This is a genomic window from Streptomyces sp. NPDC058284, assembly GCF_042881135.1.
In the GTDB taxonomy this organism is placed as follows: domain Bacteria; phylum Actinomycetota; class Actinomycetes; order Streptomycetales; family Streptomycetaceae; genus Streptomyces.
The window spans coordinates 32,654-58,717 of the sequence record NZ_JBHVYE010000010.1 but is presented as its reverse complement, the minus strand read 5'-3'; the positions used below and the strand labels follow the sequence as shown (position 1 = coordinate 58,717).

The 26,064-nt window shown below is 68.1% G+C and carries 22 protein-coding genes and 4 tRNA genes; 21 read left to right on the top strand and 5 right to left on the bottom strand.

Features of this window, described 5'->3' with window-relative positions:
* Positions 1-8: 8 nt before the first annotated feature.
* A complete protein-coding gene (locus ACFVYR_RS16320; RefSeq protein ID WP_384250509.1) occupies positions 9-497 on the bottom strand; it encodes a YajQ family cyclic di-GMP-binding protein in 489 nt (162 codons plus the stop codon).
* 195 nt (positions 498-692) lie between these two features.
* Between ACFVYR_RS16320 and ACFVYR_RS16315 the strand changes: the two genes are divergently transcribed.
* Positions 693-774: transfer RNA gene (locus ACFVYR_RS16315), tRNA-Tyr, on the top strand.
* Between the two features lie 859 nt (positions 775-1,633).
* Positions 1,634-1,846, top strand: coding sequence for a hypothetical protein (locus ACFVYR_RS16310; protein ID WP_384250507.1), 213 nt, complete (start codon positions 1,634-1,636; stop codon positions 1,844-1,846).
* 71 nt (positions 1,847-1,917) lie between these two features.
* Here the strand turns inward: ACFVYR_RS16310 and ACFVYR_RS16305 are convergent, their stop codons facing one another.
* Together ACFVYR_RS16305 and ACFVYR_RS16300 are read right to left on the bottom strand one after the other, a co-directional pair.
* On the bottom strand, positions 1,918-2,574 hold the full coding sequence (locus ACFVYR_RS16305; RefSeq protein ID WP_384250504.1) for an SDR family oxidoreductase: 657 nt from the start codon (positions 2,572-2,574) through the stop codon (positions 1,918-1,920).
* A gap of 165 nt (positions 2,575-2,739) precedes the next feature.
* Positions 2,740-4,053, bottom strand: coding sequence for an amidohydrolase family protein (locus tag ACFVYR_RS16300; protein WP_384250502.1), 1,314 nt, complete (start codon positions 4,051-4,053; stop codon positions 2,740-2,742).
* A gap of 318 nt (positions 4,054-4,371) precedes the next feature.
* Here ACFVYR_RS16300 and ACFVYR_RS16295 point away from each other — a divergent pair.
* From ACFVYR_RS16295 to ACFVYR_RS16260, 8 genes are all read left to right on the top strand, one after another.
* Positions 4,372-4,444 (top strand) — tRNA-Thr (locus tag ACFVYR_RS16295).
* Positions 4,445-4,491: 47 nt separating this feature from the next.
* Positions 4,492-4,564: transfer RNA gene (locus ACFVYR_RS16290), tRNA-Met, on the top strand.
* Between the two features lie 88 nt (positions 4,565-4,652).
* Complete coding sequence (rpmG, locus tag ACFVYR_RS16285; protein WP_004571794.1) at positions 4,653-4,817, top strand: 50S ribosomal protein L33; 165 nt, start codon at positions 4,653-4,655, stop codon at positions 4,815-4,817.
* Positions 4,818-4,903: 86 nt separating this feature from the next.
* Positions 4,904-5,368: a MaoC family dehydratase N-terminal domain-containing protein gene (locus ACFVYR_RS16280; RefSeq protein WP_384250500.1), complete on the top strand. Its 465-nt coding sequence runs from the start codon at positions 4,904-4,906 to the stop codon at positions 5,366-5,368.
* Between the two features lie 4 nt (positions 5,369-5,372).
* Positions 5,373-5,801 (top strand): MaoC family dehydratase, encoded by a 429-nt coding sequence (locus tag ACFVYR_RS16275; RefSeq protein WP_384250497.1) that lies wholly within the window; start codon positions 5,373-5,375, stop codon positions 5,799-5,801.
* Between the two features lie 164 nt (positions 5,802-5,965).
* Positions 5,966-6,523, top strand: coding sequence for a TetR/AcrR family transcriptional regulator (locus ACFVYR_RS16270; RefSeq protein ID WP_384250495.1), 558 nt, complete (start codon positions 5,966-5,968; stop codon positions 6,521-6,523).
* Positions 6,524-6,604: 81 nt separating this feature from the next.
* Positions 6,605-8,041 carry an MFS transporter gene (locus ACFVYR_RS16265; protein ID WP_384250492.1) on the top strand — a complete coding sequence of 479 codons (1,437 nt, stop codon included), beginning with the start codon at positions 6,605-6,607 and terminating at the stop codon, positions 8,039-8,041.
* Positions 8,042-8,101: 60 nt separating this feature from the next.
* Positions 8,102-9,157, top strand: a complete 1,056-nt coding sequence (locus tag ACFVYR_RS16260; protein WP_384250489.1) for a UDP-N-acetylmuramate dehydrogenase — start codon at positions 8,102-8,104, stop codon at positions 9,155-9,157.
* A gap of 7 nt (positions 9,158-9,164) precedes the next feature.
* On the opposite strand, the gene ACFVYR_RS16255 is transcribed toward ACFVYR_RS16260, so the two are convergent.
* A complete protein-coding gene (locus ACFVYR_RS16255) occupies positions 9,165-10,187 on the bottom strand; it encodes an adenosine deaminase (RefSeq protein WP_384250487.1) in 1,023 nt (340 codons plus the stop codon).
* 141 nt (positions 10,188-10,328) lie between these two features.
* The gene (locus tag ACFVYR_RS16250) at positions 10,329-11,555 is read right to left on the bottom strand and encodes a pyridoxal phosphate-dependent aminotransferase (protein WP_384250485.1); all 1,227 of its coding nucleotides are present in this window, start codon (positions 11,553-11,555) and stop codon (positions 10,329-10,331) included.
* A 181-nt stretch (positions 11,556-11,736) separates the two neighbouring features.
* On the opposite strand from ACFVYR_RS16250, the gene ACFVYR_RS16245 reads away from it, so the two are divergent.
* From ACFVYR_RS16245 to ACFVYR_RS16195, 11 genes are all read left to right on the top strand, one after another.
* Positions 11,737-11,809: transfer RNA gene (locus ACFVYR_RS16245), tRNA-Trp, on the top strand.
* A 107-nt stretch (positions 11,810-11,916) separates the two neighbouring features.
* Complete coding sequence (secE, locus tag ACFVYR_RS16240) at positions 11,917-12,204, top strand: preprotein translocase subunit SecE (RefSeq protein ID WP_384250483.1); 288 nt, start codon at positions 11,917-11,919, stop codon at positions 12,202-12,204.
* Positions 12,205-12,281: 77 nt separating this feature from the next.
* On the top strand, positions 12,282-13,238 hold the full coding sequence (nusG, locus tag ACFVYR_RS16235; protein ID WP_384250480.1) for a transcription termination/antitermination protein NusG: 957 nt from the start codon (positions 12,282-12,284) through the stop codon (positions 13,236-13,238).
* 177 nt (positions 13,239-13,415) lie between these two features.
* Complete coding sequence (gene rplK, locus ACFVYR_RS16230; RefSeq protein WP_355803871.1) at positions 13,416-13,850, top strand: 50S ribosomal protein L11; 435 nt, start codon at positions 13,416-13,418, stop codon at positions 13,848-13,850.
* A gap of 86 nt (positions 13,851-13,936) precedes the next feature.
* Positions 13,937-14,659 (top strand): 50S ribosomal protein L1, encoded by a 723-nt coding sequence (rplA, locus tag ACFVYR_RS16225; protein ID WP_384250477.1) that lies wholly within the window; start codon positions 13,937-13,939, stop codon positions 14,657-14,659.
* 157 nt (positions 14,660-14,816) lie between these two features.
* Positions 14,817-15,713: a hypothetical protein gene (locus tag ACFVYR_RS16220; RefSeq protein ID WP_384250474.1), complete on the top strand. Its 897-nt coding sequence runs from the start codon at positions 14,817-14,819 to the stop codon at positions 15,711-15,713.
* Between the two features lie 99 nt (positions 15,714-15,812).
* A complete protein-coding gene (locus ACFVYR_RS16215; RefSeq protein WP_384250754.1) occupies positions 15,813-16,655 on the top strand; it encodes an LppX_LprAFG lipoprotein in 843 nt (280 codons plus the stop codon).
* A 264-nt stretch (positions 16,656-16,919) separates the two neighbouring features.
* Positions 16,920-17,450 (top strand): 50S ribosomal protein L10, encoded by a 531-nt coding sequence (rplJ, locus tag ACFVYR_RS16210; RefSeq protein ID WP_384250472.1) that lies wholly within the window; start codon positions 16,920-16,922, stop codon positions 17,448-17,450.
* A 108-nt stretch (positions 17,451-17,558) separates the two neighbouring features.
* The gene (gene rplL / locus ACFVYR_RS16205) at positions 17,559-17,942 is read left to right on the top strand and encodes a 50S ribosomal protein L7/L12 (RefSeq protein ID WP_384250470.1); all 384 of its coding nucleotides are present in this window, start codon (positions 17,559-17,561) and stop codon (positions 17,940-17,942) included.
* A 573-nt stretch (positions 17,943-18,515) separates the two neighbouring features.
* Positions 18,516-22,001: a DNA-directed RNA polymerase subunit beta gene (gene rpoB, locus ACFVYR_RS16200; RefSeq protein ID WP_384250467.1), complete on the top strand. Its 3,486-nt coding sequence runs from the start codon at positions 18,516-18,518 to the stop codon at positions 21,999-22,001.
* A gap of 98 nt (positions 22,002-22,099) precedes the next feature.
* Positions 22,100-26,014, top strand: coding sequence for a DNA-directed RNA polymerase subunit beta' (locus tag ACFVYR_RS16195; RefSeq protein ID WP_384250464.1), 3,915 nt, complete (start codon positions 22,100-22,102; stop codon positions 26,012-26,014).
* The last annotated feature ends 50 nt before the right edge of the window (positions 26,015-26,064 follow it).

Sequence of the window (26,064 nt, the reverse complement as noted above, 5' to 3'; positions counted from 1 at the left end):
CCAGTCGGTCAGCGGTAGTTCACGAACTGCACCGCGAAGTCGAAGTCCTGCCCCTTGAGCAGCGCCTGCACGGCCTGCAGGTCATCGCGACTCTTCGAGCTGACGCGCAGCTCGTCGCCCTGGACCTGCGCCTTGACGCCCTTGGGGCCCTCGTCGCGGATGACCTTGGCGACCTTCTTGGCGTTCTCCTGGGAGATGCCCTCCTCGATGGAGGCGAAGATCTTGTACTCCTTGCCGGACAGCTGCGGCTCGCCCGCGTCCAGCGACTTCAGCGAGATCCCCCGCTTGATCAGCTTGGACTGGAAGATGTCGAGGATCGCCTTGACCCGCTCCTCGCCGTTCGCCTCCATCAGGATCTTCTCGCCGGACCACGAGATCGAGGCGCCCGTGCCCTTGAAGTCGTAACGCTGCGAGATCTCCTTGGCGGCCTGGTTGAGGGCGTTGTCGACCTCTTGCCGCTCGACCTTCGAGACGATGTCGAAACTGGAGTCGGCCATGTCCTGTGGCTCCTTGTATCGGGGTGTGCGTACTCAGCGGATACACGGCCCTCTGACGCCGGCCGCATCCGCAAAGCCTAGCCACCGCCCCCGCGCGGGGTGTCGATCAATCGGGTGGCGAAGCACCCCTGGGCATCAGGTATCGTTTACGTCGTTGCCACGGAGCGCCGCGAAAGCGGAGCAGGCAGCAAACCCGGCGGTGTGCCCGAGCGGCCAAAGGGAGCAGACTGTAAATCTGCCGGCTCAGCCTTCCCAGGTTCGAATCCTGGCGCCGCCACATGAAGGTAAACCCCCTCCGAACTGCGGAAACGCAGGGCGGAGGGGGTTTCTTCGTGTGGGTCGGGCGTGGTGGGGCCGCGTCGCGTTCGCCGGGGCCCGCCAAGATCACGGTTTCGCCAGGGTTCGCTACCTTCGGCGCTCTTGACCTGCGGTGTCTTTCGGTTAACGCTGGCTAACACGCCCCATTTTGGACGACGGGCGGAGAGCCTGGATCAAGCTGCCGCTACATTTGAGCAAGTGCCCCTGTGGCCGCTGCTTTTGGCCTTCACGCGACCGTAGCGGGTGGTGCAGATTGGTCTCCCGACGTGGCGGAGGCCTGACCCCGGGGGCAATCCGGAGCCAGGCCCATCACGCGGGCGGCGGGCCCGGTCGAGCATCCAACGGCCGGGCCCGCATTCTTGGGCCCGTCCGACCGGATCGCCGTTCAGGCACCGTCAGAACACGAACGGCGCCAGACACCCCGCGATCGTTCCAGCCGCGGCCACGGCATCCAGTGCCAACTGGATCCACCACCGATGCTGCCGAAACCATCTCGGCATCTCAGACTGGTCCATCTACTCACCTCCAACCTCTCGTGGTCCCCCCTGCTTCGTGAGAACCAGGAGGGGCATGGAGAGGCAAGACTGTGAGTTCGTAGCGGAGGCTATCGCGGGGCCGCACGCGAACCGTTGGGCTCCGACTATTCGCCAGGGTTCGCCATGCGGAAGAACCAGGGGCTCGTCCTGTACCTGACATGGGGGCGCTTCGACGGCACGGACCGGCCCTCAGGGGTGACCGTGCGTCCGCGGAGCCCGGTCCGGGCCTGCCCGAGCTCCGTCCGAGCCCTGTTCGGAGCCTTCTGTGCACAGAATGGGACCATGTCGTCCCGTCGCAGAAACTGCCCGGTGTGCCGCCGTGAGATCGCCGTCGTCGGTGGACGGTTCGCCCGCCACGACCCGCCCGGCCCACGCGCCACCGGCGACCTCGTCTCCTGCCCCGGCTCGCGCACCCAGGCCCAGCTGGGCGCCGCACAGCCCGCCCTGGACGGCTATGTCGTCCCGGACCTCCCCGGCCAGCTCCCGCTGTTCTGAGCCGCCCTCAGGTCCTCAAGCCCTCAGGTCCTCAAGCGCTCAGCTCCTCAAGCCCTCAGCTCCTCGGAGCCTCAGTTGCCCGCGACCGACTTGACCGCCACAGAGACCGGCACCGACCCGCTGATCAGCTCCAGCGTCAGCCCGGCCGTCGCGGGCGTCTCCAGAAGCTCCGCGAGGACCGCGGCGACGTCGTCCCTGGGGATCGGCCCACGGCCCGTGGATGCCTCCAGGCGGACGAGGCCGGTGCCCGCGTCGTCCGTCAGCATCCCGGGGCGCAGGACCGTCCAGTCCAGGGCGCCACGCGCGCGTACGTACGCGTCGGCCTCGCCCTTGGCGCGCAGGTAGGCGTCGAAGACCTCGTCGCCCTGGTGTGCGGGATCGGCGCCCATCGAGGACACGACGATGTAGCGCCGCACCCCGGCCCGCTCCGCCGCGTCCGCGAAGAGCACGGCCGCGCCCCGGTCCACGGTGTTCTTGCGGTCGACGCCGCTGCCCGGCCCCGCGCCCGCCGCGAAGACGGCCGCGTCGGCGCCGCGCAGATGCCCGGCCACCTCGTCGACCGACGCCGACTCCAGGTCGCACAGCACCGGTTCGGCGCCCGCCTCGCGCAGGTCGGCCTCCTGCCCGGCAGCGCGGATCAGCCCCGCGACCTCGTCACCACGCGCGGCGAGCAGACGCTCGAGCCGCAGCGCGATCTGACCATGACCACCAGCGATGACAATGCGCATACTCCCGACCGTACGACAGGGCGGACGCGAGCGCTCAACACGCGCGCGGGGGACCGGAAAACCCACCGCATGGACCGCGCGCGACCGCCCTCCACGCGCGCCCTACGCCTGCCTCAGGCGTGCCCTACGCGCGCGTGGAGCCCGCTTCCGGCGCCGGCCGACATCTCAGGCCGACGGCTCGTCACCCTTCGTACGCCCAGGGCCCGTACCGCCCGTCGACCGCCCCTGCCGCGGCAGGTCCAGCGCCACCGCGGCGGCCGAGTCGCAGTACTCGCGCACCGCGCTGGTCCGCGCCACGACGCGCCCCCGGTGCACCACGATCCGGCTGTACGCGAGCGACAGCGCACCCGCGAGCCGGTCGCCGCGCACGGCGAGCAGTTCGGCGGGGAAGCCCGCCTCCACCCGCACCTCGGGAAGGCCCATCGCCGCCCGCGCCGCCCCGCTCACCGCGCCGTAGGCGTCCTCGGGGCGCAGCCCGCACCGCGAGGCAAGCAGGTACGCGGCCTCCAGCGGGTCCCCGCGCCCCACCGGATTCGACACGTCCCGCATCGCCCCGCTGCCCGCGGCCACCCGCACCCCCGCCGCCCGCAGCAGCCGCACGGGAGCCGCGCCACCGCGCTCCGTGCTGCCCCGCTCCGCGCTCCCGCACCCGCCCTGCGGCAGGCAGACCACCGTCACCGCGGCGGCCGCGAGCTGCTCGGCGGTGCGTGCGGCCACGTCCGCGGGGAGCCGTCCGAGCCCGGCGCACGGGCCGATCGTCACGCCGGCCCGCAGCCCGCCGGCCATCGCCGCGAGACGGCCGAGCCGTGCCGGGTCGTCGCCGTCCGTGTGCAGGTCGACGGGGCAGCCGTGCTCCGCCGCGATCTCCAGGACCGCCTCCGCGTAGCCCGCGGGATCGGGGTCGAGATCAGGACAACCGCCCACTACGGAGGCGCCCATTTTCACCGCGTCCCGCAGCATCGCGAGCCCGTCGGCGCCCGCGACGCCGGTCAGCAGCCGCGGCACGGCGACGGCCGTCAGATCCACCAGGCCCCGCAGCGAACGCCGCGCCTGCAGCACCGCCTCCATCGGGCCGAGCCCTTGGACGCCGCCGATCCGCACGTGCGAGCGCAGCGCCGTCGCGCCGTGCCCGAGCTGCAGCAGAGCCGCCTCCGTGGCCCTGCGCTGCACGTCGGGGACGTCGTACGAGACGGGCCCCGGCACGTCCGCCGACAGCGCCGTGTCGCCGTGTGCGTGCGGCTCGGCGGCCGCGGGCAGCAGGAGGTAGCCGGCGAGGTCCACCCGCGCGGCGTGGGTGCTGAGGCTGCCGACCGTGCCGACCGCCTCGATGCGCCCGCCGCCGAGGCGGACGTCCACGGTCCTGCCGTCGGTGAGCCGGGCGCCGCAGAGCAGCAGGGCTCCGGAGTCGTCCGGGTGGCCGGAACCGGACGGGCCCCAGGCACCGGAGGAGTGGGGCTGCTGCGGCTGGCTGTCGGGCATCGCGCTCCTGGGGTTCGAGGGCGGCTGCTGTCGTCGAGGCGCCAAGATCACGCAGCGTGTGCCGAGCCTGGGGTCCTTCTGACGGATCGCCGCGACGCCGCGGAGATCCGGCGGAGATCCGTCAGAAGGACCCTAGGACGGCGAAAGGCCCGCTTCGAGGAGGAGCGGAATAGTCGTACCGGTGTGGTGCGAGTGCACGGGCGGGGTGTTCAGAGACCCCTGAGGTGACCCCTGAGGTGGGCTTTCCGAGGCCTGGGACAGCCCCGGCGAAACGGATTTGGGCGATCGGCGACCAACCGTGTAATGTCTTCATCGCTCGCCCCAATAGCTCAGTCGGTAGAGCGTCTCCATGGTAAGGAGAAGGTCTGCGGTTCGATTCCGCATTGGGGCTCTGATGTCGAGTGATCCTCACCCTCGGGTGAGGGGATCCGGCATCGCAGCGGTGTAGCTCAGTCGGTAGAGCAAGCGGCTCATAATCGCTGTGTCACCGGTTCAAGTCCGGTCACCGCTACTAACGGTAGCCGATTGTGGGGTCGGTCCTTCGATCGGCTACTCTTGTATGCGTTCATCCGTCCATCCGTCCGTCAAGGAGCACTCACGTGGCTGCCACCGACGTCCGCCCGAAGATCACGCTGGCCTGCGTGGAGTGCAAGGAGCGGAACTACATCACCAAGAAGAACCGGCGTAACGACCCGGACCGTCTTGAGATGAAGAAGCACTGCCCGCGCTGCAACGCGCACACTGCGCACCGCGAAACGCGCTAAACACAGGCTCGTACACGAGGCCGTCCCCGTTGGTTGGGGGCGGCCTCGCGTCGTTTCGGAAAACAATCGCAGGAGGTACCGGGCCCATGGCGCTCGACCAGTCCTTTGTGGGGCGTTCCTATCCCCCCACTGATCCTTATGAGGTCGGCCGGGAGAAGATCCGTGAGTTCGCCGAGGCGGTGGGGGACGCCAATCCCGCGTACACCGACACGGAGGCCGCGAAGGCGCTCGGCCACCCCGATGTGATCGCCCCGCCGACTTTTGTGTTCGCGATCACTTTCAAGGCGGCGGGACAGGTCATAGAGGACCCGCAGCTCGGGCTGGACTACAGCCGCGTCGTGCACGGCGACCAGAAGTTCGCCTACAGCCGCCCGGTGCACGCGGGTGACCGCCTCACCGTCAGCTCGACCATCGAGTCGGTCAAGTCCCTCGCGGGCAACGACATCCTGGACGTCCGCGGCGAGGTCCACGACGAGGCCGGCGAGCACGTCGTGACCACCTGGATCAAGCTCGTCTCGCGTGCGGCGGCGCCCGCGGCGAAGGAGGCGTGAGGCGATGACGGCGAAGATTTCCTACGACGACGTCGAGGTCGGCACCGAGCTGCCGGCCCAGACCTTCCCGGTGACACGCGCCACACTCGTGCAGTACGCGGGCGCTTCCGGGGACTTCAACCCGATCCACTGGAACGAGAAGTTCGCGCTCGAGGTCGGCCTTCCCGACGTCATCGCGCACGGCATGTTCACCATGGCCGAGGCGATCCGCGTCGTGACCGACTGGCTGGGCGACCCGGGGGCGATCGTCGAGTACGGCGTGCGCTTCACCAAGCCCGTCGTCGTCCCGAACGACGACAAGGGCGCCACCATCGAGGTCAGCGCCAAGGTCGCGGCCAAGCTGGACGACGGGCGCGTACGGATCGACCTGCTCGCCAGGAGCGGCGAGCAGAAGGTCCTCGGCATGTCGCGAGCGGTCGTGCAGCTGGCCTGACGGCCGACGGCGGCAGCTCACGTACGCGGGTACGTGGCAGCAAGCAACACATGCGCAAGAAGAGCTGTGTAAGGGGCGCCCTCCAGGGAGGTGCGCCCCTTACTCGTAAAGCACGGTCCGCCCATCACTTGACCGCTTAGTGATTGGCCACTAACTTATCCCGCATGGTCAGGATGAGCGCAGAGGAGCGACGCGAGAGCGTCATCCGCGCGGCGATGGTCGAGTTCGCCCGCAGTGGCTACAAGGGCACCTCTACCGAGGCGATCGCCAAGCGGGTGGGGGTCTCGCAGCCGTATCTCTTCCGGCTCTTCCGGGACAAGCGGGCGATCTTCCTCGCCGCCGCCGAGCGGTGCTGCCAGGAGACCGCGGAGGTCTTCCAGGAGGCTTCGAAGGGGCTTGAGGGGGAGAAGGCCGTGCAAGCCATGGGGCAGGCCTACCAGTCGCTCATCGCCGACGACCCGGACAAGCTGCTCATGCAGATGCAGATGTACGTCGCCACGGCCGCCGCCGAGGCGTCCGACGACCCGGAGTTCGGGGCGGCGCTGCGGGCCGCCTGGACGGAGATGTACGACACGGTGCGTCTCGCGCTGGGGGCGGACATCGACAGGACGACCACGTTCCTGGCGTACGGAATGCTGATCAATGTCCTGGTGTCGATGGGGTTTCAGCCCGACCACCGGGTGTGGGCCGGTTTCTTCACATCGCCGCAGCCCAAGCCGTGAGGCGTGTGCACGCCTCGGGGGCGGGCTTTTCATGGCCGCAAAAGTTAGTCATCAATAACTAACCTAAGCAGGGGGAAGCACATGTCACAGCAGACGGCACGGCGCGGGGGCGCGGTCTGGGCCCTCGTCATCACCAGCGTCGCCGGATTCATGGCGGCACTCGACAATCTCGTCGTCACCACCGCCCTGCCCTCCATCCGCGAGGACCTCGGCGGCGCGCTGCACGACCTCGAATGGACGGTGAGCGCCTACACCCTCACCTTCGCCGTGCTGCTGATGTTCGGCGCGGCCCTGGGGGACCGGTTCGGCCGCCGCAGGCTCTTCCTCGTCGGCCTCACGGTGTTCACCGGCGCCTCCGCCGCGGCGGCCCTCGCCCCGGGCCTCGACGCGCTCATCGCCGCCCGCGCGGTGCAGGGCGTCGGCGCCGCGATCATGATGCCGCTGACGCTGACCCTGCTCACGGCGGCCGTGTCCCCGGCCAAGCGCGGCATGGCGTACGGCATTTGGGGCGCCGTCAACGGACTCGCGGTCGCCAGTGGCCCGCTGATCGGCGGCAGCCTCACCGAGCACGTCTCCTGGCAGTGGATCTTCTGGCTGAACGTCCCGCTCGGCCTGGCCGTGCTGCCGCTCGCGCGCCTGCGCCTCGCCGAGTCGTACGCCCCCGGGGCGCGGCTCGACATCACCGGCACCCTGCTCGCCAGCGGCGGTCTCTTCGGAATCGTGTACGCCCTGGTGCGCGGGCCGCTCGACGGCTGGTCCAGTGGCACCGTCCTCGTCAGCCTGTCGGTGGGTGTCGTGCTGCTCGGCGGCTTCGTCCGCCACGGGATACGCGCCAAGGCGCCGATGCTGCCGATGCGCCTCTTCCGTAGCCGTGCCTTCTCCGGCATCAACGCCGCGAGCCTGCTGATGTTCCTCGGCATGTTCGGCTCGATCTTCCTGCTCAGCCAGTACATGCAGGGCGTCCTGAACTACTCGCCCACCGAGGCGGGGCTGCGGATGCTGCCCTGGACCGGCATGCCCATGCTCGTCTCACCGCTCGCGGGCTACCTCTCCGACCGGATCGGCGGTCGCCCGGTCGTCGCCGCCGGGCTCTTCCTGCAGGCCGTGGGCCTGGCCTGGTACGCCGTCGTGGTGGCGCCCGACGTGTCGTACTCCGCGCAGCTGCCCGCCCTGATCATCAGCGGCGTGGGGATGGCCCTCTACTTCGCCCCGGCCGCCAACCTGGTCATGTCCAGCGTCCGCCCGCAGGAGCAGGGCATCGCCTCCGGCGCCAACAACGCGCTGCGCGAGGTGGGCGGGGCCCTCGGCATCGCCGTGATGTCCTCGATCTTCTCGGCGCAGGGTGGCTACGAGTCCGCACAGAAGTTCGTGGACGGCCTGGAGCCCGCGCTCTGGGTGGGCGCCGGGCTGGTGGCCCTCGCGGGCGTGGCGGCGCTGTGCATCCCGGGCCGCCGCGCCACGGCCGCGGGCCCCGGAGAGCCCGTCGCGAAGCCCCAGGAGGACCTGGTCGCCGCCTGAGCGGCCGTACGAGAACGGCCCCGCCCCGACCGGCGGGGCCGTTCTCGTACTCTTGGGCACGTGCAGGAACTCCACGATGCCCCGCTCGCCCCGCTGACCACCTTCCGGCTCGGCGGTCCCGCGACCCGCCTGATCACCGCGACGACCGACGCCGAGGTGATCTCCGCCGTCCGCGCGGCCGACGACTCAGGAACCCCGCTGCTGCTCATCGGCGGCGGCTCGAACCTGGTCATCGGCGACAAGGGCTTCGACGGCACCGCCCTGCGCATCGCCACCCGGGGCTTCGCACTCGACGGCACGAGGCTGGAGCTGGCGGCGGGCGAGGTCTGGACGGACGCCGTGGCGCGGACCGTCGAGGCCGGCCTCGCGGGCATCGAGTGCCTCGCCGGAATCCCCGGCTCCGCGGGCGCGACGCCGATCCAGAACGTCGGCGCGTACGGCCAGGAGGTCTCGTCGACGATCACCGAGGTGATCGCGTACGACCGGACCACGCACGAGACGGTGACGATGTCGAACGCCGAGTGCGAGTTCTCGTACCGGCACAGTCGCTTCAAGGCCGATCCCGACCGGTTCGTGGTGCTGCGGGTCCGCTTCGAGCTTGAGGACGCGCAGGGCATGAGCGCCCCGGTCAAGTACCCGGAGACCGCGCGCACGCTCGGCGTCGAGGCGGGCGACCGGGTGCCCGCCGCGGTGGCCCGCGAGACCGTCCTGAAGCTCCGCGCGGGCAAGGGCATGGTGCTCGACCCCGAGGACCACGACAGCTGGTCGGCCGGATCCTTCTTCACCAACCCGATCCTCACCGAGGCGGAGTTCACCGCCTTCCACGCGCGCGTGGCGGACCGCCTCGGCCCGGACGTCGCCCCGCCGGCCTTCCCGACGGGTGACGGCCGCGTGAAGACCTCCGCCGCCTGGCTCATCGACAAGGCGGGCTTCACCAAGGGCTACGGCCAGGGACGGGCCCGCATCTCCACCAAGCACACGCTCGCGCTCACCAACCGCGGCGGCGCCACCACCGAGGACCTTCTGGAGCTGGCCCGCGAGGTCGTCGCCGGGGTGCGGGACGCCTTCGGTGTGACGCTGGTCAACGAGCCGGTGACGGTGGGCGTCAGCCTGTAGCGGGCGATCAGCCGCCCGCCAGCCACGCGTCCACCCCGGCCAGCAGCCCGGCCTGTACGCCGACGGGCGCGGCCGAGCCCCGGATCGACTGCCGGGCGAGCTCGGCCAGCTCGGCGTCCGTGAAATCGTGCGCCCCGCGCGCGAGCTCGTACTGGGCGGCGAGCCGCGACCCGAAGAGCAGCGGGTCGTCGGCGCCGAGCGCCATCGGCACCCCGGCCTCGAAGAGCGTCCGCAGGGGCACGTCCTCCGGCTTCTCGTAGACCCCGAGGGCCACGTTGGACGCCGGGCACACCTCGCACGTCACACCCCGGTCCGCGAGCCGCTTCAGCAGCCGCGGGTCCTCGGCGGCCCGCACCCCGTGCCCGATGCGCGTCGCCTCCAGGTCGTCCAGGCAGTCCCGCACCGACGCGGGACCGCTCAGCTCGCCGCCGTGCGGCGCCGCGAGGAGGCCGCCCTCGCGCGCGATGGCGAAGGCCCGGTCGAAGTCCCGCGCCATGCCGCGCCGTTCGTCGTTGGAGAGCCCGAAGCCGACGATGCCCCGGTCCGCGTACCGCACGGCGAGCCGCGCCAGCGTGCGGGCGTCCAGCGGGTGCTTCATGCGGTTCGCGGCGACCAGGACGCGCATACCGAGGCCTGTCTCCCGCGAGGCGCTCTCGACGGCGTCCAGGATGATTTCCAGGGCCGGGATCAGACCACCGAGCCGCGGCGCGTACGACGTCGGGTCGACCTGGATCTCCAGCCACCCCGAGCCGTCCCGCAGATCCTCCTCCGCGGCCTCGCGCACCAGGCGCTGGATGTCCTCGGGCTCACGCAGGCAGGAGCGCGCGGCGTCGTAGAGCCGCTGGAAGCGGAACCACCCGCGCTCGTCCGTGGCGCGCAGCTTCGGCGGTTCGGCGCCGGTCAGCGCTTCCGGGAGCCGCACCCCGTACTTGTCGGCGAGGTCCAGCAGGGTCGAGGGCCGCATCGACCCGGTGAAGTGCAGGTGGAGATGGGCCTTCGGCAGCTCTCTTACGTCTCGTACACGCTCCATTGGAGGATCTTGCCGTACGCACGGCGGGTCCCGGAAGCGGCTTCCACGTTCGGGGCGTTCCCCGAACGAAGAAGCGGGCCGCCCCTCCGGCAAGGAGAGACGGCCCGCACGCGCGCGTGGAGCGCTGTTCTGCCGGGAACCTCAGTCGCGGGCCTCGGCGAGCAGCTTCTGGATCCGCGAGACGCCCTCGACGAGGTCCTCGTCCCCGAGCGCGTACGAAAGGCGCAGGTAACCCGGCGTCCCGAAGGCCTCACCCGGAACCACGGCGACCTCGGCCTCCTCCAGGATGAGCGCGGCCAGCTCGACGGAGTCCTGCGGGCGCTTGCCGCGGATCTCCTTGCCGATGAGGCCCTTCACCGAGGGGTAGGCGTAGAAGGCGCCCTCGGGCTCGGGGCAGACCACGCCCTCGATGTCGTTGAGCATCCGCACGATGGTCCTGCGGCGCCGGTCGAAGGCCTCGCGCATCTTGTCGACGGCGTCCAGGTCGCCGGAGACGGCAGCGAGCGCGGCGGCCTGCGCGACGTTGGAGACGTTGGACGTGGCGTGCGACTGCAGGTTCGTCGCGGCCTTCACGACGTCCTTCGGGCCGATGATCCAGCCCACCCGCCAGCCGGTCATCGCGTACGTCTTGGCGACGCCGTTGACCACGACGCACTTGTCGCGCAGCTCGGGCAGGATCGCCGGCAGCGAGGTGAACTTCGCGTCCCCATAGACGAGGTGTTCGTAGATCTCGTCGGTCATGACCCACAGGCCGTGCTCGACGGCCCAGCGGCCGATCGCCTCGGCGTCGGCCTCGCTGTAGACGGCGCCCGTGGGGTTGGACGGCGAGACGAAGAGCACCATCTTGGTGCGCTCGGTGCGGGCGGCCTCCAGCTGCTCGACCGAGACGCGGTAGCCGGTGGTCTCGTCGGCGACGACCGGGACCGGGACACCGCCGGCGAGACGGATCGACTCCGGGTACGTCGTCCAGTAGGGGGCCGGGACGATGACCTCGTCGCCCGGGTCGAGGATCGCGGCGAACGCCTCGTAGATGGCCTGCTTGCCGCCGTTGGTCACCAGGATCTGCGAGGCGTCCACCTCGTAACCCGAGTCGCGCAGGGTCTTCGTGGCGATGGCCGCCTTGAGCTCGGGGAGGCCCCCGGCCGGCGTGTAGCGGTGGAACTTCGGGTTCTTGCAGGCCTCTACGGCCGCCTCGACGATGTAGTCCGGCGTCGGGAAATCGGGCTCACCCGCGCCGAAGCCGATCACCGGGCGGCCCGCGGCCTTGAGGGCCTTGGCCTTGGCGTCGACGGCGAGGGTCGCGGACTCGGAGATCGCACCGATGCGCGCGGACACCCGGCGCTCGGTCGGAGAAGTTTCAGCGCTCATGGCCCCATCGTTCCAGACCCGAAACGGCCGCGGTGCGGGGGTTTCCAAGAGCATCGCAGCCCATTCTGTTCGACGGGGCGCCGCAGAGCACGTACACTCACTGCTCGTTGGCCCTCACCGGCCGCACCCTCTCGACGCACTCCGTGCACATGGGCGGATGCGGTAGGTTGGGGGAAATCAAAGGGTCGTAGCTCAATTGGTAGAGCACTGGTCTCCAAAACCAGCGGTTGGGGGTTCAAGTCCCTCCGGCCCTGCTACACACTCCTTCGCCAGGATGTGTGCGCATGTACGTACTGCAATGCACCGCCGTGCGGCTCAACCGGGCGCGGCACGGCCACGACCCGGAATCAGGTGAGGACGAGTGACGGACGCCGTGGGCTCCATCGACATGCCTGATGCCCAGGACGAGGTGCCGGAGTCCAAGAAGAAGGCCCGCAAGGGCGGCAAGCGCGGCAAGAAGGGCCCCTTCGGCCGCCTCGCGCTCTTCTACCGCCAGATCGTCGCGGAACTCCGCAAGGTCGTCTGGCCGACTCGCAATCAGCTGACGACCTACACCACCGTGGTGATTGTCTTCGTCATCATCATGATCGGTCTCGTGACCGTGATTGACTATGGCTTCAGCCACGCTGTCAAGTACATCTTCGGCTGAGCCGAGAGCGAAGGGCGCCGTACCCGGCGCCCCTATTCGCGTGTTCCACCCCATGTATCCAGGAAGAAGCAGCCACCGTGTCTGACCCGAACCTGAACGACGCCATGGAGCCTCGCGGCGGGCAGGATGCCGAGTCCGTCGAGGACGAGCTCGACATCGTCGAGGCGGCGGACGCCGAGGCGCCGGATCAGGCCGAGGCTGCCGACGCCGCCGTCGGCGAGCCCGCCGAAGAGGCCGCCGTCCACCTGGAGGGCGACGCCGAGGCTGTCGCCGAGTCCGCCGAGGACGAGGCCGCGGTCGCCGAGGTCGCCGACGAGGAGACCGCTGCGGACGCCGAAGGCGCCGACGACGAGGCCGGGACCGTCGAGGACGAGGCCGCCGACGACGAGACCGCCGAGGCCGAGGAGTCCGAGCCGGTCGACCCGATCGTCGCCCTGCGCGAGGAGCTCCGCACTCTCCCCGGCGAGTGGTACGTCATCCACACGTACGCCGGTTACGAGAACCGCGTGAAGACCAACCTCGAGCAGCGCGCCGTCTCGCTGAACGTCGAGGACTTCATCTTCCAGGCCGAGGTGCCGCAGGAAGAGGTCGCGCAGATCAAGAACGGCGAGCGCAAGACCATCCGCCAGAACAAGCTCCCCGGCTACGTCCTGGTGCGCATGGACCTGACGAACGAGTCCTGGGGCGTCGTCCGCAACACCCCCGGCGTCACCGGCTTCGTGGGCAACGCCTACGACCCGTACCCGCTGACCCTGGACGAGATCGTCAAGATGCTCGCCCCGGAGGCCGAGGAGAAGGCCGCCCGCGAGGCCGCCGAGGCCGAGGGCAAGCCGGCTCCGGCCCGCAAGCTCGAGGTCCAGGTCCTGGACTTCGAGGTGGGCGACTCGGTCACCGTCACCGACGGCCCGTTCGCGACGCTGCAGGCGACGATCAACGAGATCAACGCCGACTCGAAGAAGGTCAAGGGCCTCGTCGAGATCTTCGGCCGCGAGACCCCGGTCGAGCTCAGCTTCGACCAGATCCAGAAGAACTAGCCCCTTCCGGGCTCCTCTGGAACACACACCTCCGACCAGGTCAGACGGGCTGCCAAAGCCGGTCTGACCTGCTCGGTTTTTAGCCGCACGGCTATACCCGTTATCGTTGTGCGGTATGCCTCCATCCGGATGACCGGGTGGCAGGCTGAAAACTCTCACTAGGACCCGGAGAGAGCTATGCCTCCCAAGAAGAAGAAGGTCACGGGGCTCATCAAGCTCCAGATCCAGGCTGGTGCCGCCAACCCGGCCCCGCCGGTCGGTCCCGCGCTGGGCCAGCACGGCGTCAACATCATGGAGTTCTGCAAGGCCTACAACGCCGCGACCGAGTCGCAGCGTGGCTGGGTGATCCCGGTGGAGATCACGGTCTACGAAGACCGCTCCTTCACCTTCATCACCAAGACGCCGCCGGCCGCCAAGATGATCCTCAAGGCCGCGGGTGTCGAGAAGGGCTCCGGCGAGCCTCACAAGACCAAGGTCGCCAAGATCACCGAGGCGCAGGTCCGTGAGATCGCCACGACCAAGATGGAAGACCTCAACGCCAACGACCTGGACGCCGCGTCGAAGATCATCGCCGGCACCGCCCGTTCCATGGGCATCACGGTCGAGGGCTGAGCCTCCCCCCGTCTGACCTTTCTCAGTGGTAGGGCCAAGCGCTGGTCCGCACCACAACTCCACCCTTTGAACCCACAGGAGCAGAAGTGAAGCGCAGCAAGACTCTCCGCGCTGCGGACGCCAAGATCGACCGGGAGAAGCTGTACGCCCCGCTCGAGGCCGTCCGTCTCGCCAAGGAGACCTCCTCGACCAAGTTCGACGGCACCGTCGAGGTCGCCATGCGTCTGGGTGTCGACCCGCGCAAGGCCGACCAGATGGTCCGCGGCACCGTGAACCTCCCGCACGGCACCGGCAAGACCGCCCGGGTCCTGGTCTTCGCGACCGGTGACCGTGCTGCGGCCGCGGAAGCCGCTGGAGCCGACATCGTCGGCGCCGACGAGCTCATCGACGAGGTCGCGAAGGGCCGCCTGGACTTCGACGCCGTCGTCGCCACCCCGGACCTCATGGGCAAGGTCGGCCGCCTCGGCCGCGTGCTCGGTCCGCGTGGTCTGATGCCGAACCCGAAGACCGGCACCGTGACCCCCGATGTCGTGAAGGCTGTCAACGACATCAAGGGCGGCAAGATCGAGTTCCGCGTCGACAAGCACTCGAACCTGCACTTCATCATCGGCAAGGTGTCCTTCGACGACACCAAGCTGGTGGAGAACTACGGCGCGGCCCTGGAGGAGATCCTCCGTCTGAAGCCGTCGGCCGCCAAGGGCCGCTACATCAAGAAGGCCGCCATCACCACCACGATGGGCCCCGGCATTCCGCTGGACAGCAACCGCACCCGCAACCTCCTCACCGAGGAGGACCCGGCCGCCGTCTGAAACTGACGGCAGCCGCGTCGCGTACGCGTTCTGTGGACGGGCCCCGCAACCTTTCGAGGTGCGGGGCCCGTCCTGTTTGTGTACGGACCTTCCGGATACGTGTGTCGGAGGCCTGCGCTAGCGTGCAGGTTCGATGAATGCCAAGGGGTGGGGATACATGAACAGCACGACCATGCGCCGCGCGGGTCTCTCGATCGCGGTGGTCGCCGCACTGACCGGACTCACGGCCTGCGGTTCGGGGGACTCGTCGGACAAGGCGGGCGGGTCAGGCAAGGAGAAGGGCGGCATCAATCTGAGCCCGATAGCCGCCCTGCGCTCCGTCGAGAAGTCGACCGACAAGGCGGACACCGCGCGGATCGACGGCTCGACCACCATGGGTTCGCTCACCGCCATGGACATGAAGGGCGTCATGGGCTGGTCGGACGGCATCACCGGCAATGTCACCGTGACCTTCACCGGCGGCACGCAGGCCCAGCAGATGGCCCAGCTCGGCCAGACGAAGCTCGACTACCGCTACTTGAAGAACGGCTTCTACGCGAACATGGGCGACAAGTTCGCGGAGCAGGCGGGCGGCGGCAAGCACTGGCTCGCGTACGACTACGACACGCTGGCCAAGATGAGCGGCGCCGCGGGCGAGGCCTTCCAGGACCAGATGCAGACCAGCACGCCGAACCAGTCGGTGAAGATGCTGCTGGCCTCCGGTGACGTGAAGCGCGTCGGCGAGGAGAGCGTCCGCGGGACCAAGGCGACCCACTACTCGGGCAAGGTCGACATGGCGGACTTCACCGCCAAGAACTCCAACCTCGACGCGGGCCGGAAGGCCGAGCTGAAGAAGCAGTTCGAGCAGCTCGGCATGGACACCGAGACGATCGACGTCTGGGTCGACGGCGACGACCTGCTGGTCAAGAAGGTCGAGAAGGCCGACACGAAGAACGGCCCCTTCTCGCAGACCGCCTACTACACCGACTACGGCACGCCGCTCTCCGTCGAGAAGCCCCCGGCCTCGGACACCATGAGCTTCAAGGAGCTGCTGAAGTCGCAGACGGCGAGGTAGGGCCGGACGGGCCGGACCTGCCTTCGGGTAATCTCAGCCCACCGCAATAATTGGATCAAATGTTCCTATGTTCCTAGGGGTGGGGTCATGAGTATTTCCGTGCGTACGGGACGCAAGAGAACCGCGAGTGCCGTACTGGCGGCCGCGCTGCTCGCCGGCGGCGCGGTCGGCTGCGGGTCGGAGAAGTCCGACGACGCGGGGGAGGACATGTCGCCCGCGGCCGCCGTGAAGAAGGCCGCGGACAAGTCCGAGGACCTGACGTCGTTCACGTTCCGGATGAAGGGCTCCGTCCCGGCGGACGGCCGGGTCCAGGCCGAAGCGGCGATGAGCACCGAGCCGCTCGCCATGCGGATGACGGCCTCCGCGCCCGACCAGGGCCGCGAGAAGGTGGAGATCCGCTACGTCGACGGCGCGGTCTACCTCGGTGGCGGCAAGGAGGCCGCCAAGGAGATGGACGGCAAGAGCTGGATCAAGTTCGACGCCAAGGCCATGGGCAAGGGCGGCGGCAAGCCCGCCGGCGGCTCGGTCTCCGCGCAGGCCGACAACAACCCGGCCGACCAGTCCACGCTCCTGACGGGCTCCAAGGACCTCAAGAAGGTCGGCGACGAGTCCGTCGGCGGCGTCAAGACCACCCACTACACGGGCACGGTCACGCTGGACCGGATCCGCGAGCTCAACAAGGGCGAGGACGCGGCCACCAGGAAGCGCCACGAGAAGAGCATCAAGCAGTACGAGGACATGGGCATCGAGAAGCTGACGATGGACCTGTGGATCGACGGCGAGGACCACACCAAGCAGTTCCGCGCCCGCGGAAAGGGTGACAAGGGCCCGCTCGACATGACCATCACCTTCCTCGACTACAACAAGCCGGTGACCGTCCAGGCCCCGCCGAAGAGCCAGGTCATGGACCTCGCCGAGGAGATGAAGGGCGCCCAGGGCTGACGTCCGAGGCGGATTTGCCCGACGCGGCCCCGTTCGCGTACTCTTCCACAGAAGCCAAAGACCGCTGGTCGTTGCTGTGTCCTCGCAAGAGGGTGCAGTGGCCGAAGGATCCGCTGAAACGGCGGACGACCCGCGCAGGTGACTGTGGATGTGCTCCCGGATCTGATCCGGTCGAGCTCACGCCCCGTGCGCCTGCGCCGGGGCGTTTCGTTTTGTCGGCCCCTTCTGAGCGGTCCTCATCACCCGGAAGGAGGCCGACGCTCTATGCCGACGCCCGACAAGGCTGCCGCGGTAGCCGAGCTCACGGACAAGTTCCGCAGCTCGAACGCCGCCGTGCTGACCGAGTACCGGGGTCTCACCGTGGCCCAGCTCAAGCAGCTGCGCCGTTCTCTCGGTGAAAACTCCGAGTACGCCGTGGTGAAGAACACGCTGACCAAGATCGCGGCCAACGAGGCCGGGATCGACACGCTGGACGACCTGTTCACGGGTCCGACGGCGGTTGCCTTCGTCACCGGTGACCCGGTGGAGTCGGCGAAGGGTCTTCGTGACTTCGCCAAGGACAACCCGAACCTCGTCATCAAGGGCGGTGTCCTTGACGGCAAGGCGCTGTCCGCCGACGAGTTCAAGAAGCTCGCGGACCTCGAGTCCCGCGAGGTTCTGCTCTCCAAGCTGGCGGGTGCCATGAAGGGCAAGCAGTCTCAGGCTGCCGCTCTCTTCCAGGCGCTTCCCTCGAAGTTCGTCCGCACCGCGGAGGCGCTTCGTGCCAAGAAGGACGAGCAGGGCGGTGCCGAGTAACTCGGCTCGCACACTGATCACCGTCTGACGCGGTGGTCACAGCGGGCCCAACGTACGCCCGCCTCCATGTACACCCGGCACCAGCCGAATTAGTGGAAGGACGCCATCATGGCGAAGCTGTCCCAGGACGACCTGCTCGCGCAGTTCGAAGAGATGACCCTCATCGAGCTCTCCGAGTTCGTGAAGGCCTTCGAGGAGAAGTTCGACGTCACCGCCGCCGCGCCGGCCGCCGTCGTTGCTGCGGGCCCGGGTGCCCCGGCCGCCGAGGCCGAGGCCGAGCAGGACGAGTTCGACGTCATCCTCACGGGTGCCGGCGAGAAGAAGATCCAGGTCATCAAGGTCGTGCGTGAGCTGACCTCGCTGGGCCTGAAGGAGGCCAAGGACCTCGTCGACGGCACCCCGAAGCCCGTCCTCGAGAAGGTCACCAAGGAGGCCGCCGAGAAGGCTGCCGAGTCCCTCAAGGGCGCCGGCGCCTCCGTCGAGGTCAAGTGACCTCACGAGTCGTCTGACTCTTTCACCGTACGTATGGCGGAAACGCTGTAACGCACGGGTCGCCAAGGGCGATCACCCATGTGGGTGGTCGCCTTTCGGCGTTCCTGGGCCACCCGTGAGGCTGCCTTGCGATGTCGGTCGCGACGAGTATGGTGATCTTCGTTGTGCCTCGGAACGGCCCGTGACGGTGACGTTCTCAGGGCCAAGTCGGGGCAGGGGGGCCTTGACGAACCGCACGCAGCGCGCAATTCTCAGGACGCGTCGTCACAACGATCCGGATCCGAGGCATGGATCGGCGGCGAAGAGGGCAGTATCGATGTGCGTTGAGGACGTGGCTTGCAGCAGGGGTTGAGAACAACGAGGGTCTCCCAGAACCCGCACTGGACATCAGTGGGCCGTTTGGCTACACTGACCCTTTGCGCTGCCTGTTAGCTGCCTCCTGCCCGTCACCAGGGGCATGCCCATGCTTGAGCACCGTGGACCGAAACTTCCCTGACCAGGGAATTCTGTCTCTGTGCCCAACGTGGGACCGGTACGCGCGTAGTGAGTCCGAGCCCTCGGAAGGACCCCCTCTTGGCCGCCTCGCGCACTGCCTCGACCGCGAATACGAACAACGGCGCCAGCACCGCCCCGCTGCGCATTTCCTTTGCAAAGATCAAGGAGCCCCTCGAGGTTCCGAACCTTCTTGCGCTGCAGACCGAGAGCTTTGACTGGCTGCTCGGCAATGACGCGTGGAAGGCTCGTGTCGAGGCGGCTCTGGACAGCGGACAGGACGTCCCCACCAAGTCCGGTCTGGAGGAGATCTTCGAGGAGATCTCCCCGATCGAGGACTTCTCCGGGTCGATGTCCCTGACGTTCCGCGACCACCGTTTCGAGCCTCCGAAGAACTCGATCGACGAGTGCAAGGAGCGCGACTTCACGTTCGCCGCCCCGCTCTTCGTCACCGCCGAGTTCACCAACAACGAGACCGGTGAGATCAAGTCTCAGACGGTCTTCATGGGCGACTTCCCGCTCATGACGAACAAGGGCACCTTCGTCATCAACGGCACCGAGCGTGTCGTGGTGTCGCAGCTGGTCCGTTCGCCCGGCGTCTACTTCGATTCCTCGATCGACAAGACGTCCGACAAGGACATCTTCTCCGCCAAGATCATCCCGTCCCGGGGTGCCTGGCTGGAGATGGAGATCGACAAGCGCGACATGGTCGGTGTCCGCATCGACCGCAAGCGCAAGCAGTCGGTCACCGTTCTGCTCAAGGCTCTCGGTTGGACGACCGAGCAGATCCTCGAGGAGTTCGGCGAGTACGAGTCCATGCGCGCCACCCTGGAGAAGGACCACACCCAGGGCCAGGACGACGCGCTGCTCGACATCTACCGCAAGCTCCGTCCGGGCGAGCCGCCGACCCGTGAGGCCGCTCAGACGCTGCTTGAGAACCTCTACTTCAACCCCAAGCGCTACGACCTCGCGAAGGTCGGCCGCTACAAGGTCAACAAGAAGCTGGGTGCGGACGCCCCGCTCGACGCGGGCATCCTCACGGTCGAGGACATCATCGCCTCGATCAAGTACCTGGTGAAGCTGCACGCCGGTGAGACCGAGACCGTTGGCGACAGCGGCACGTCGATCGTCGTCGAGACCGACGACATCGACCACTTCGGCAACCGTCGTCTGCGCAACGTCGGCGAGCTCATCCAGAACCAGGTCCGCACGGGTCTGGCTCGTATGGAGCGCGTCGTGCGCGAGCGCATGACGACTCAGGACGTCGAGGCGATCACGCCGCAGACCCTGATCAACATCCGGCCGGTCGTCGCCTCCATCAAGGAGTTCTTCGGCACCAGCCAGCTGTCGCAGTTCATGGACCAGAACAACCCGCTGTCGGGTCTCACCCACAAGCGCCGTCTGTCGGCGCTTGGCCCGGGTGGTCTCTCCCGTGAGCGGGCCGGCTTCGAGGTCCGTGACGTGCACCCGTCTCACTACGGCCGCATGTGCCCCATTGAGACCCCTGAAGGCCCGAACATCGGTCTGATCGGTTCGCTCGCCTCGTACGGCCGCGTCAACGCGTTCGGCTTCGTCGAGACGCCGTACCGCAAGGTCGTCGAGGGCCAGGTCACCGACGACGTCGACTACCTCACGGCCGACGAGGAGGACCGCTTCGTCATCGCGCAGGCCAACGCGCCGCTGACGGACGACCTCCACTTCGCCGAGGCCCGCGTCCTGATCCGCCGTCGTGGCGGAGAGATCGACTACGTGCCCGGCACGGACGTCGACTACATGGACGTCTCGCCGCGCCAGATGGTGTCGGTCGCGACCGCGATGATCCCCTTCCTCGAGCACGACGACGCCAACCGTGCCCTCATGGGCGCGAACATGATGCGTCAGGCCGTGCCGCTGATCACCGCCGAGGCCCCCCTCGTCGGCACCGGCATGGAGTACCGCTGCGCGGTCGACGCCGGTGACGTGATCAAGGCCGAGAAGGCGGGTGTGGTCCAGGAGGTCTCCGCGGACTACGTCACGGTCACCAACGACGACGGCACGTACACCACGTACCGCATCGCCAAGTTCTCCCGGTCGAACCAGGGCACCTCGGTCAACCAGAAGGTTGTCGTCGACGAGGGCGCCCGCGTGATCGAGGGCCAGGTCCTGGCCGACGGTCCCGCGACCGAAGAGGGCGAGATGGCCCTCGGCAAGAACCTGCTCGTGGCGTTCATGCCCTGGGAGGGTCACAACTACGAGGACGCGATCATCCTGTCGCAGCGCCTCGTGCAGGACGACGTCCTCTCCTCGATCCACATCGAGGAGCACGAGGTCGACGCCCGTGACACCAAGCTGGGCCCGGAGGAGATCACCCGGGACATCCCGAACGTCTCCGAGGAGGTCCTCGCCGACCTCGACGAGCGCGGCATCATCCGTATCGGTGCCGAGGTCGTCGCCGGCGACATCCTCGTCGGCAAGGTCACGCCCAAGGGTGAGACCGAGCTGACGCCGGAGGAGCGCCTGCTCCGCGCGATCTTCGGTGAGAAGGCGCGCGAGGTGCGCGACACCTCGCTGAAGGTGCCGCACGGCGAGATCGGCAAGGTCATCGGCGTACGGGTCTTCGACCGTGAAGAGGGCGACGAGCTGCCGCCGGGCGTGAACCAGCTGGTTCGTGTCTACGTGGCGCAGAAGCGCAAGATCACGGACGGTGACAAGCTCGCCGGCCGGCACGGCAACAAGGGTGTCATCTCCAAGATCCTTCCGATCGAGGACATGCCCTTCCTTGAGGACGGCACGCCGGTCGACATCATCCTGAACCCGCTGGGTGTCCCGTCCCGAATGAACCCGGGACAGGTCCTGGAGATCCACCTCGGCTGGCTCGCCAGCCGTGGCTGGGACGTCTCCGGCCTCGCGGACGAGTGGGCGCAGCGCCTCCAGGCCATCGGCGCCGACAAGGTCGAGCCGGGCACCAACGTCGCCACCCCCGTCTTCGACGGTGCGCGTGAGGACGAGCTGGCCGGTCTGCTGGAGCACACGATTCCGAACCGCGACGGCGAGCGCATGGTGCTCCCGACCGGTAAGGCGCCGCTGTTCGACGGCCGCTCGGGTGAGCCCTTCCCGGAGCCGATCTCGGTCGGCTACATGTACATCCTCAAGCTCCACCACCTGGTCGACGACAAGCTCCACGCTCGTTCGACCGGTCCGTACTCCATGATCACCCAGCAGCCGCTGGGTGGTAAGGCTCAGTTCGGTGGTCAGCGCTTCGGTGAGATGGAGGTGTGGGCGCTGGAGGCTTATGGCGCCGCGTACGCCCTCCAGGAGCTCCTGACGATCAAGTCCGACGACGTGACCGGCCGCGTGAAGGTCTACGAGGCCATCGTCAAGGGCGAGAACATCCCCGAGCCCGGCATTCCCGAGTCCTTCAAGGTGCTCATCAAGGAAATGCAGTCGCTCTGCCTCAACGTGGAGGTGCTGTCCTCGGACGGCATGTCCATCGAGATGCGCGACACCGACGAGGACGTCTTCCGCGCGGCGGAGGAGCTCGGCATCGACCTGTCCCGGCGCGAGCCGAGCAGCGTCGAAGAGGTCTGACGGGTCTGGTCGGGGCCTCCTCGTGAGGCCCCGGCCCTGCCCCGGACCCGTACAGACCATGATTGAGACTCGACCCCGAAAGAGGGATTGACGACAAAGTGCTCGACGTCAACTTCTTCGACGAGCTGCGGATCGGCCTTGCCACCGCGGACGACATCCGACAGTGGTCCCACGGCGAGGTCAAGAAGCCGGAGACCATCAACTACCGCACGCTCAAGCCCGAGAAGGACGGACTCTTCTGCGAGAAGATCTTCGGTCCGACCCGGGACTGGGAGTGCTACTGCGGCAAGTACAAGCGTGTCCGCTTCAAGGGCATCATCTGTGAGCGCTGTGGCGTAGAGGTCACCCGCGCCAAGGTGCGCCGTGAGCGGATGGGCCACATTGAGCTGGCCGCGCCCGTCACGCACATCTGGTACTTCAAGGGCGTCCCGTCGCGCCTCGGCTACCTCCTCGACCTCGCCCCGAAGGACCTCGAGAAGGTCATCTACTTCGCGGCGTACATGATCACGTTCGTGGACGAGGAGCGCCGCACCCGCGACCTGCCCTCCCTGGAGGCGCACGTCTCCGTTGAGCGCCAGCAGATCGAGAACCGTCGCGACTCCGACCTGGAGGCCCGCGCCAAGAAGCTCGAGACCGACCTGGCCGAGCTCGAGGCCGAGGGCGCCAAGGCCGACGTGCGCCGCAAGGTGCGCGAAGGTGCCGAGCGCGAGATGAAGCAGCTGCGCGACCGTGCGCAGCGCGAGATCGACCGTCTGGACGAGGTCTGGTCGCGCTTCAAGAACCTCAAGGTCCAGGACCTCGAGGGCGACGAGCTGCTCTACCGCGAGCTGCGTGACCGCTTCGGCACGTACTTCGACGGCTCGATGGGTGCCGCGGCGCTTCAGAAGCGCCTGGAGTCCTTCGATCTCGACGAGGAGGCCGAGCGCCTCCGCGAGATCATCCGTACCGGCAAGGGCCAGAAGAAGACCCGTGCGCTCAAGCGCCTGAAGGTCGTCTCCGCGTTCCTGCAGACCAGCAACAGCCCCAAGGGCATGGTGCTCGACTGCGTGCCGGTCATCCCGCCGGACCTGCGTCCGATGGTGCAGCTGGACGGTGGCCGCTTCGCGACCTCCGACCTGAACGACCTGTACCGCCGCGTGATCAACCGCAACAACCGCCTGAAGCGGCTTCTCGACCTCGGCGCGCCCGAGATCATCGTGAACAACGAGAAGCGCATGCTCCAGGAGGCCGTCGACGCGCTCTTCGACAACGGCCGTCGTGGTCGCCCGGTCACGGGCCCCGGCAACCGTCCGCTGAAGTCGCTGTCCGACATGCTCAAGGGCAAGCAGGGCCGCTTCCGTCAGAACCTCCTCGGCAAGCGTGTGGACTACTCCGCGCGTTCCGTGATCGTCGTCGGTCCGCAGCTGAAGCTGCACCAGTGCGGTCTGCCGAAGGCGATGGCGCTCGAGCTCTTCAAGCCGTTCGTGATGAAGCGCCTGGTCGACCTGAACCACGCGCAGAACATCAAGAGCGCCAAGCGGATGGTCGAGCGCGGCCGCACGGTCGTGTACGACGTCCTCGAAGAGGTCATCGCGGAGCACCCGGTTCTCCTGAACCGTGCGCCCACGCTGCACCGCCTCGGCATCCAGGCCTTCGAGCCGCAGCTGGTCGAGGGCAAGGCCATCCAGATCCACCCGCTCGTCTGCACCGCGTTCAACGCGGACTTCGACGGTGACCAGATGGCCGTGCACCTGCCGCTCTCCGCGGAGGCGCAGGCCGAGGCCCGCATCCTGATGCTGTCCTCGAACAACATCCTCAAGCCCGCCGACGGCCGTCCGGTGACGATGCCGACCCAGGACATGGTCCTCGGTCTGTTCTTCCTCACCACCGACGGCGAGCTGCGGGACACCAAGGGCGAGGGCCGTGCGTTCGGTTCCACCGCCGAGGCGATGATGGCGTTCGACGCCGGCGAGCTCGCTCTCCAGTCGTCCGTCGACATCCGCTTCCCGGTGGGCACCATCCCGCCGCGCGGCTGGACCCCGCCGGTCTCCGAGGCCGGGGACGACGGCGTCGAGGAGCGGCCGTACCAGCAGGGCGACAGCTTCCGGCTGCGTACGTCCCTGGGTCGCGCGCTCTTCAACGAGCTGCTGCCCGAGGACTACCCCTTCGTCGACTACTCGGTCGGCAAGAAGCAGCTCTCCGAGATCGTCAACGACCTCGCCGAGCGCTACCCCAAGGTCATCGTGGCGGCGACGCTCGACAACCTGAAGGCGGCGGGCTTCTACTGGGCGACCCGTTCCGGCGTCACCGTGGCCATCTCCGACGTCGTGGTCCCCGCGGCCAAGAAGGAGATCGTCGCGGGCTACGAGGCGCAGGACGAGAAGGTCCAGAAGCAGTACGAGCGCGGTCTGATCACCAAGGACGAGCGCACGCAGGAGCTCATCGCGATCTGGACCAAGGCGACCAACGAGGTTGCCGAGGCGATGAACGCGAACTTCCCCAAGACGAACCCCATCTTCATGATGGTTGACTCGGGTGCCCGAGGAAACATGATGCAGATGCGGCAGATCGCCGGTATGCGTGGTCTGGTGTCGAACGCGAAGAACGAGACCATCCCGCGTCCGATCAAGGCCTCGTTCCGTGAGGGCCTCACCGTCCTCGAGTACTTCATCTCCACGCACGGTGCCCGTAAGGGTCTGGCGGACACGGCTCTGCGTACCGCCGACTCCGGTTACCTCACCCGTCGTCTGGTCGACGTCTCGCAGGACGTCATCATTCGCGAGGAGGACTGTGGCACCGAGCGCGGTCTGAAGCTCAAGATCGCGGTCAAGGGCGAGGACGGTGTGCTCCGCAAGACGGAGAACGTCGAGACCTCGGTGTACGCCCGCATGCTGGCCGAGGACGTCGTCATCGACGGCAAGGTCATCGCGCCGGCCAACGTCGACCTCGGTGACGTCCTCATCGACGCCCTGGTCGCAAACGGCGTCGAGGAGGTCAAGACCCGCTCGGTCCTGACCTGTGAGTCCGCGGTCGGCACCTGTGCCTTCTGCTACGGCCGTTCGCTCGCCACCGGCAAGCTGGTCGACATCGGTGAGGCGGTCGGCATCATCGCCGCCCAGTCCATCGGTGAGCCCGGCACGCAGCTGACGATGCGTACGTTCCACACCGGTGGTGTGGCCGGTGACGACATCACCCAGGGTCTGCCCCGTGTCGTCGAGCTCTTCGAGGCTCGTACGCCCAAGGGTGTCGCCCCGATCTCCGAGTCCGCGGGCCGTGTCCGCATCGAGGAGACCGAGAAGACCAAGAAGATCGTCGTCACGCCGGACGACGGCAGCGACGAGATTCCCTTCCCGATCTCGAAGCGCGCCAAGGTCCTCGTGCGTGAGGGTGACCACGTCGAGGTGGGCCAGAAGCTCACCTTCGGTGCCACCAACCCGCACGACGTGCTGCGGATCCTCGGTCAGCGCGCGGTCCAGGTCCACCTGGTCGGCGAGGTCCAGAAGGTCTACAACAGCCAGGGCGTGTCGATCCACGACAAGCACATCGAGATCATCATCCGGCAGATGCTGCGCCGCGTGACGATCATCGAGTCCGGCGACGCGGAGCTGCTGCCGGGCGAGCTCGTCGAGCGCTCGAAGTTCGAGACCGAGAACCGTCGTGTGGTCACGGAAGGCGGCCACCCGGCCTCCGGCCGTCCGCAGCTGATGGGTATCACCAAGGCCTCGCTGGCGACGGAATCCTGGCTGTCGGCCGCCTCCTTCCAGGAGACGACCCGAGTCCTGACGGATGCGGCGATCAACGCCAAGTCCGACAGCCTCATCGGCCTCAAGGAGAACGTCATCATCGGTAAGCTCATCCCGGCCGGTACGGGTCTCTCCCGTTACCGCAACATCCGGGTCGAGCCGACCGAGGAAGCGAAGGCCGCGATGTACTCGGCCGTCGGCTACGACGACATCGACTACTCGCCCTTCGGGACGGGTTCGGGTCAGGCCGTGCCGCTGGAGGACTACGACTACGGGCCGTACAACCAGTAGTCGCGGCGAGCCAGTCGCTTGAGTTGGACTGAAGGGCGGTCATCCCGGGG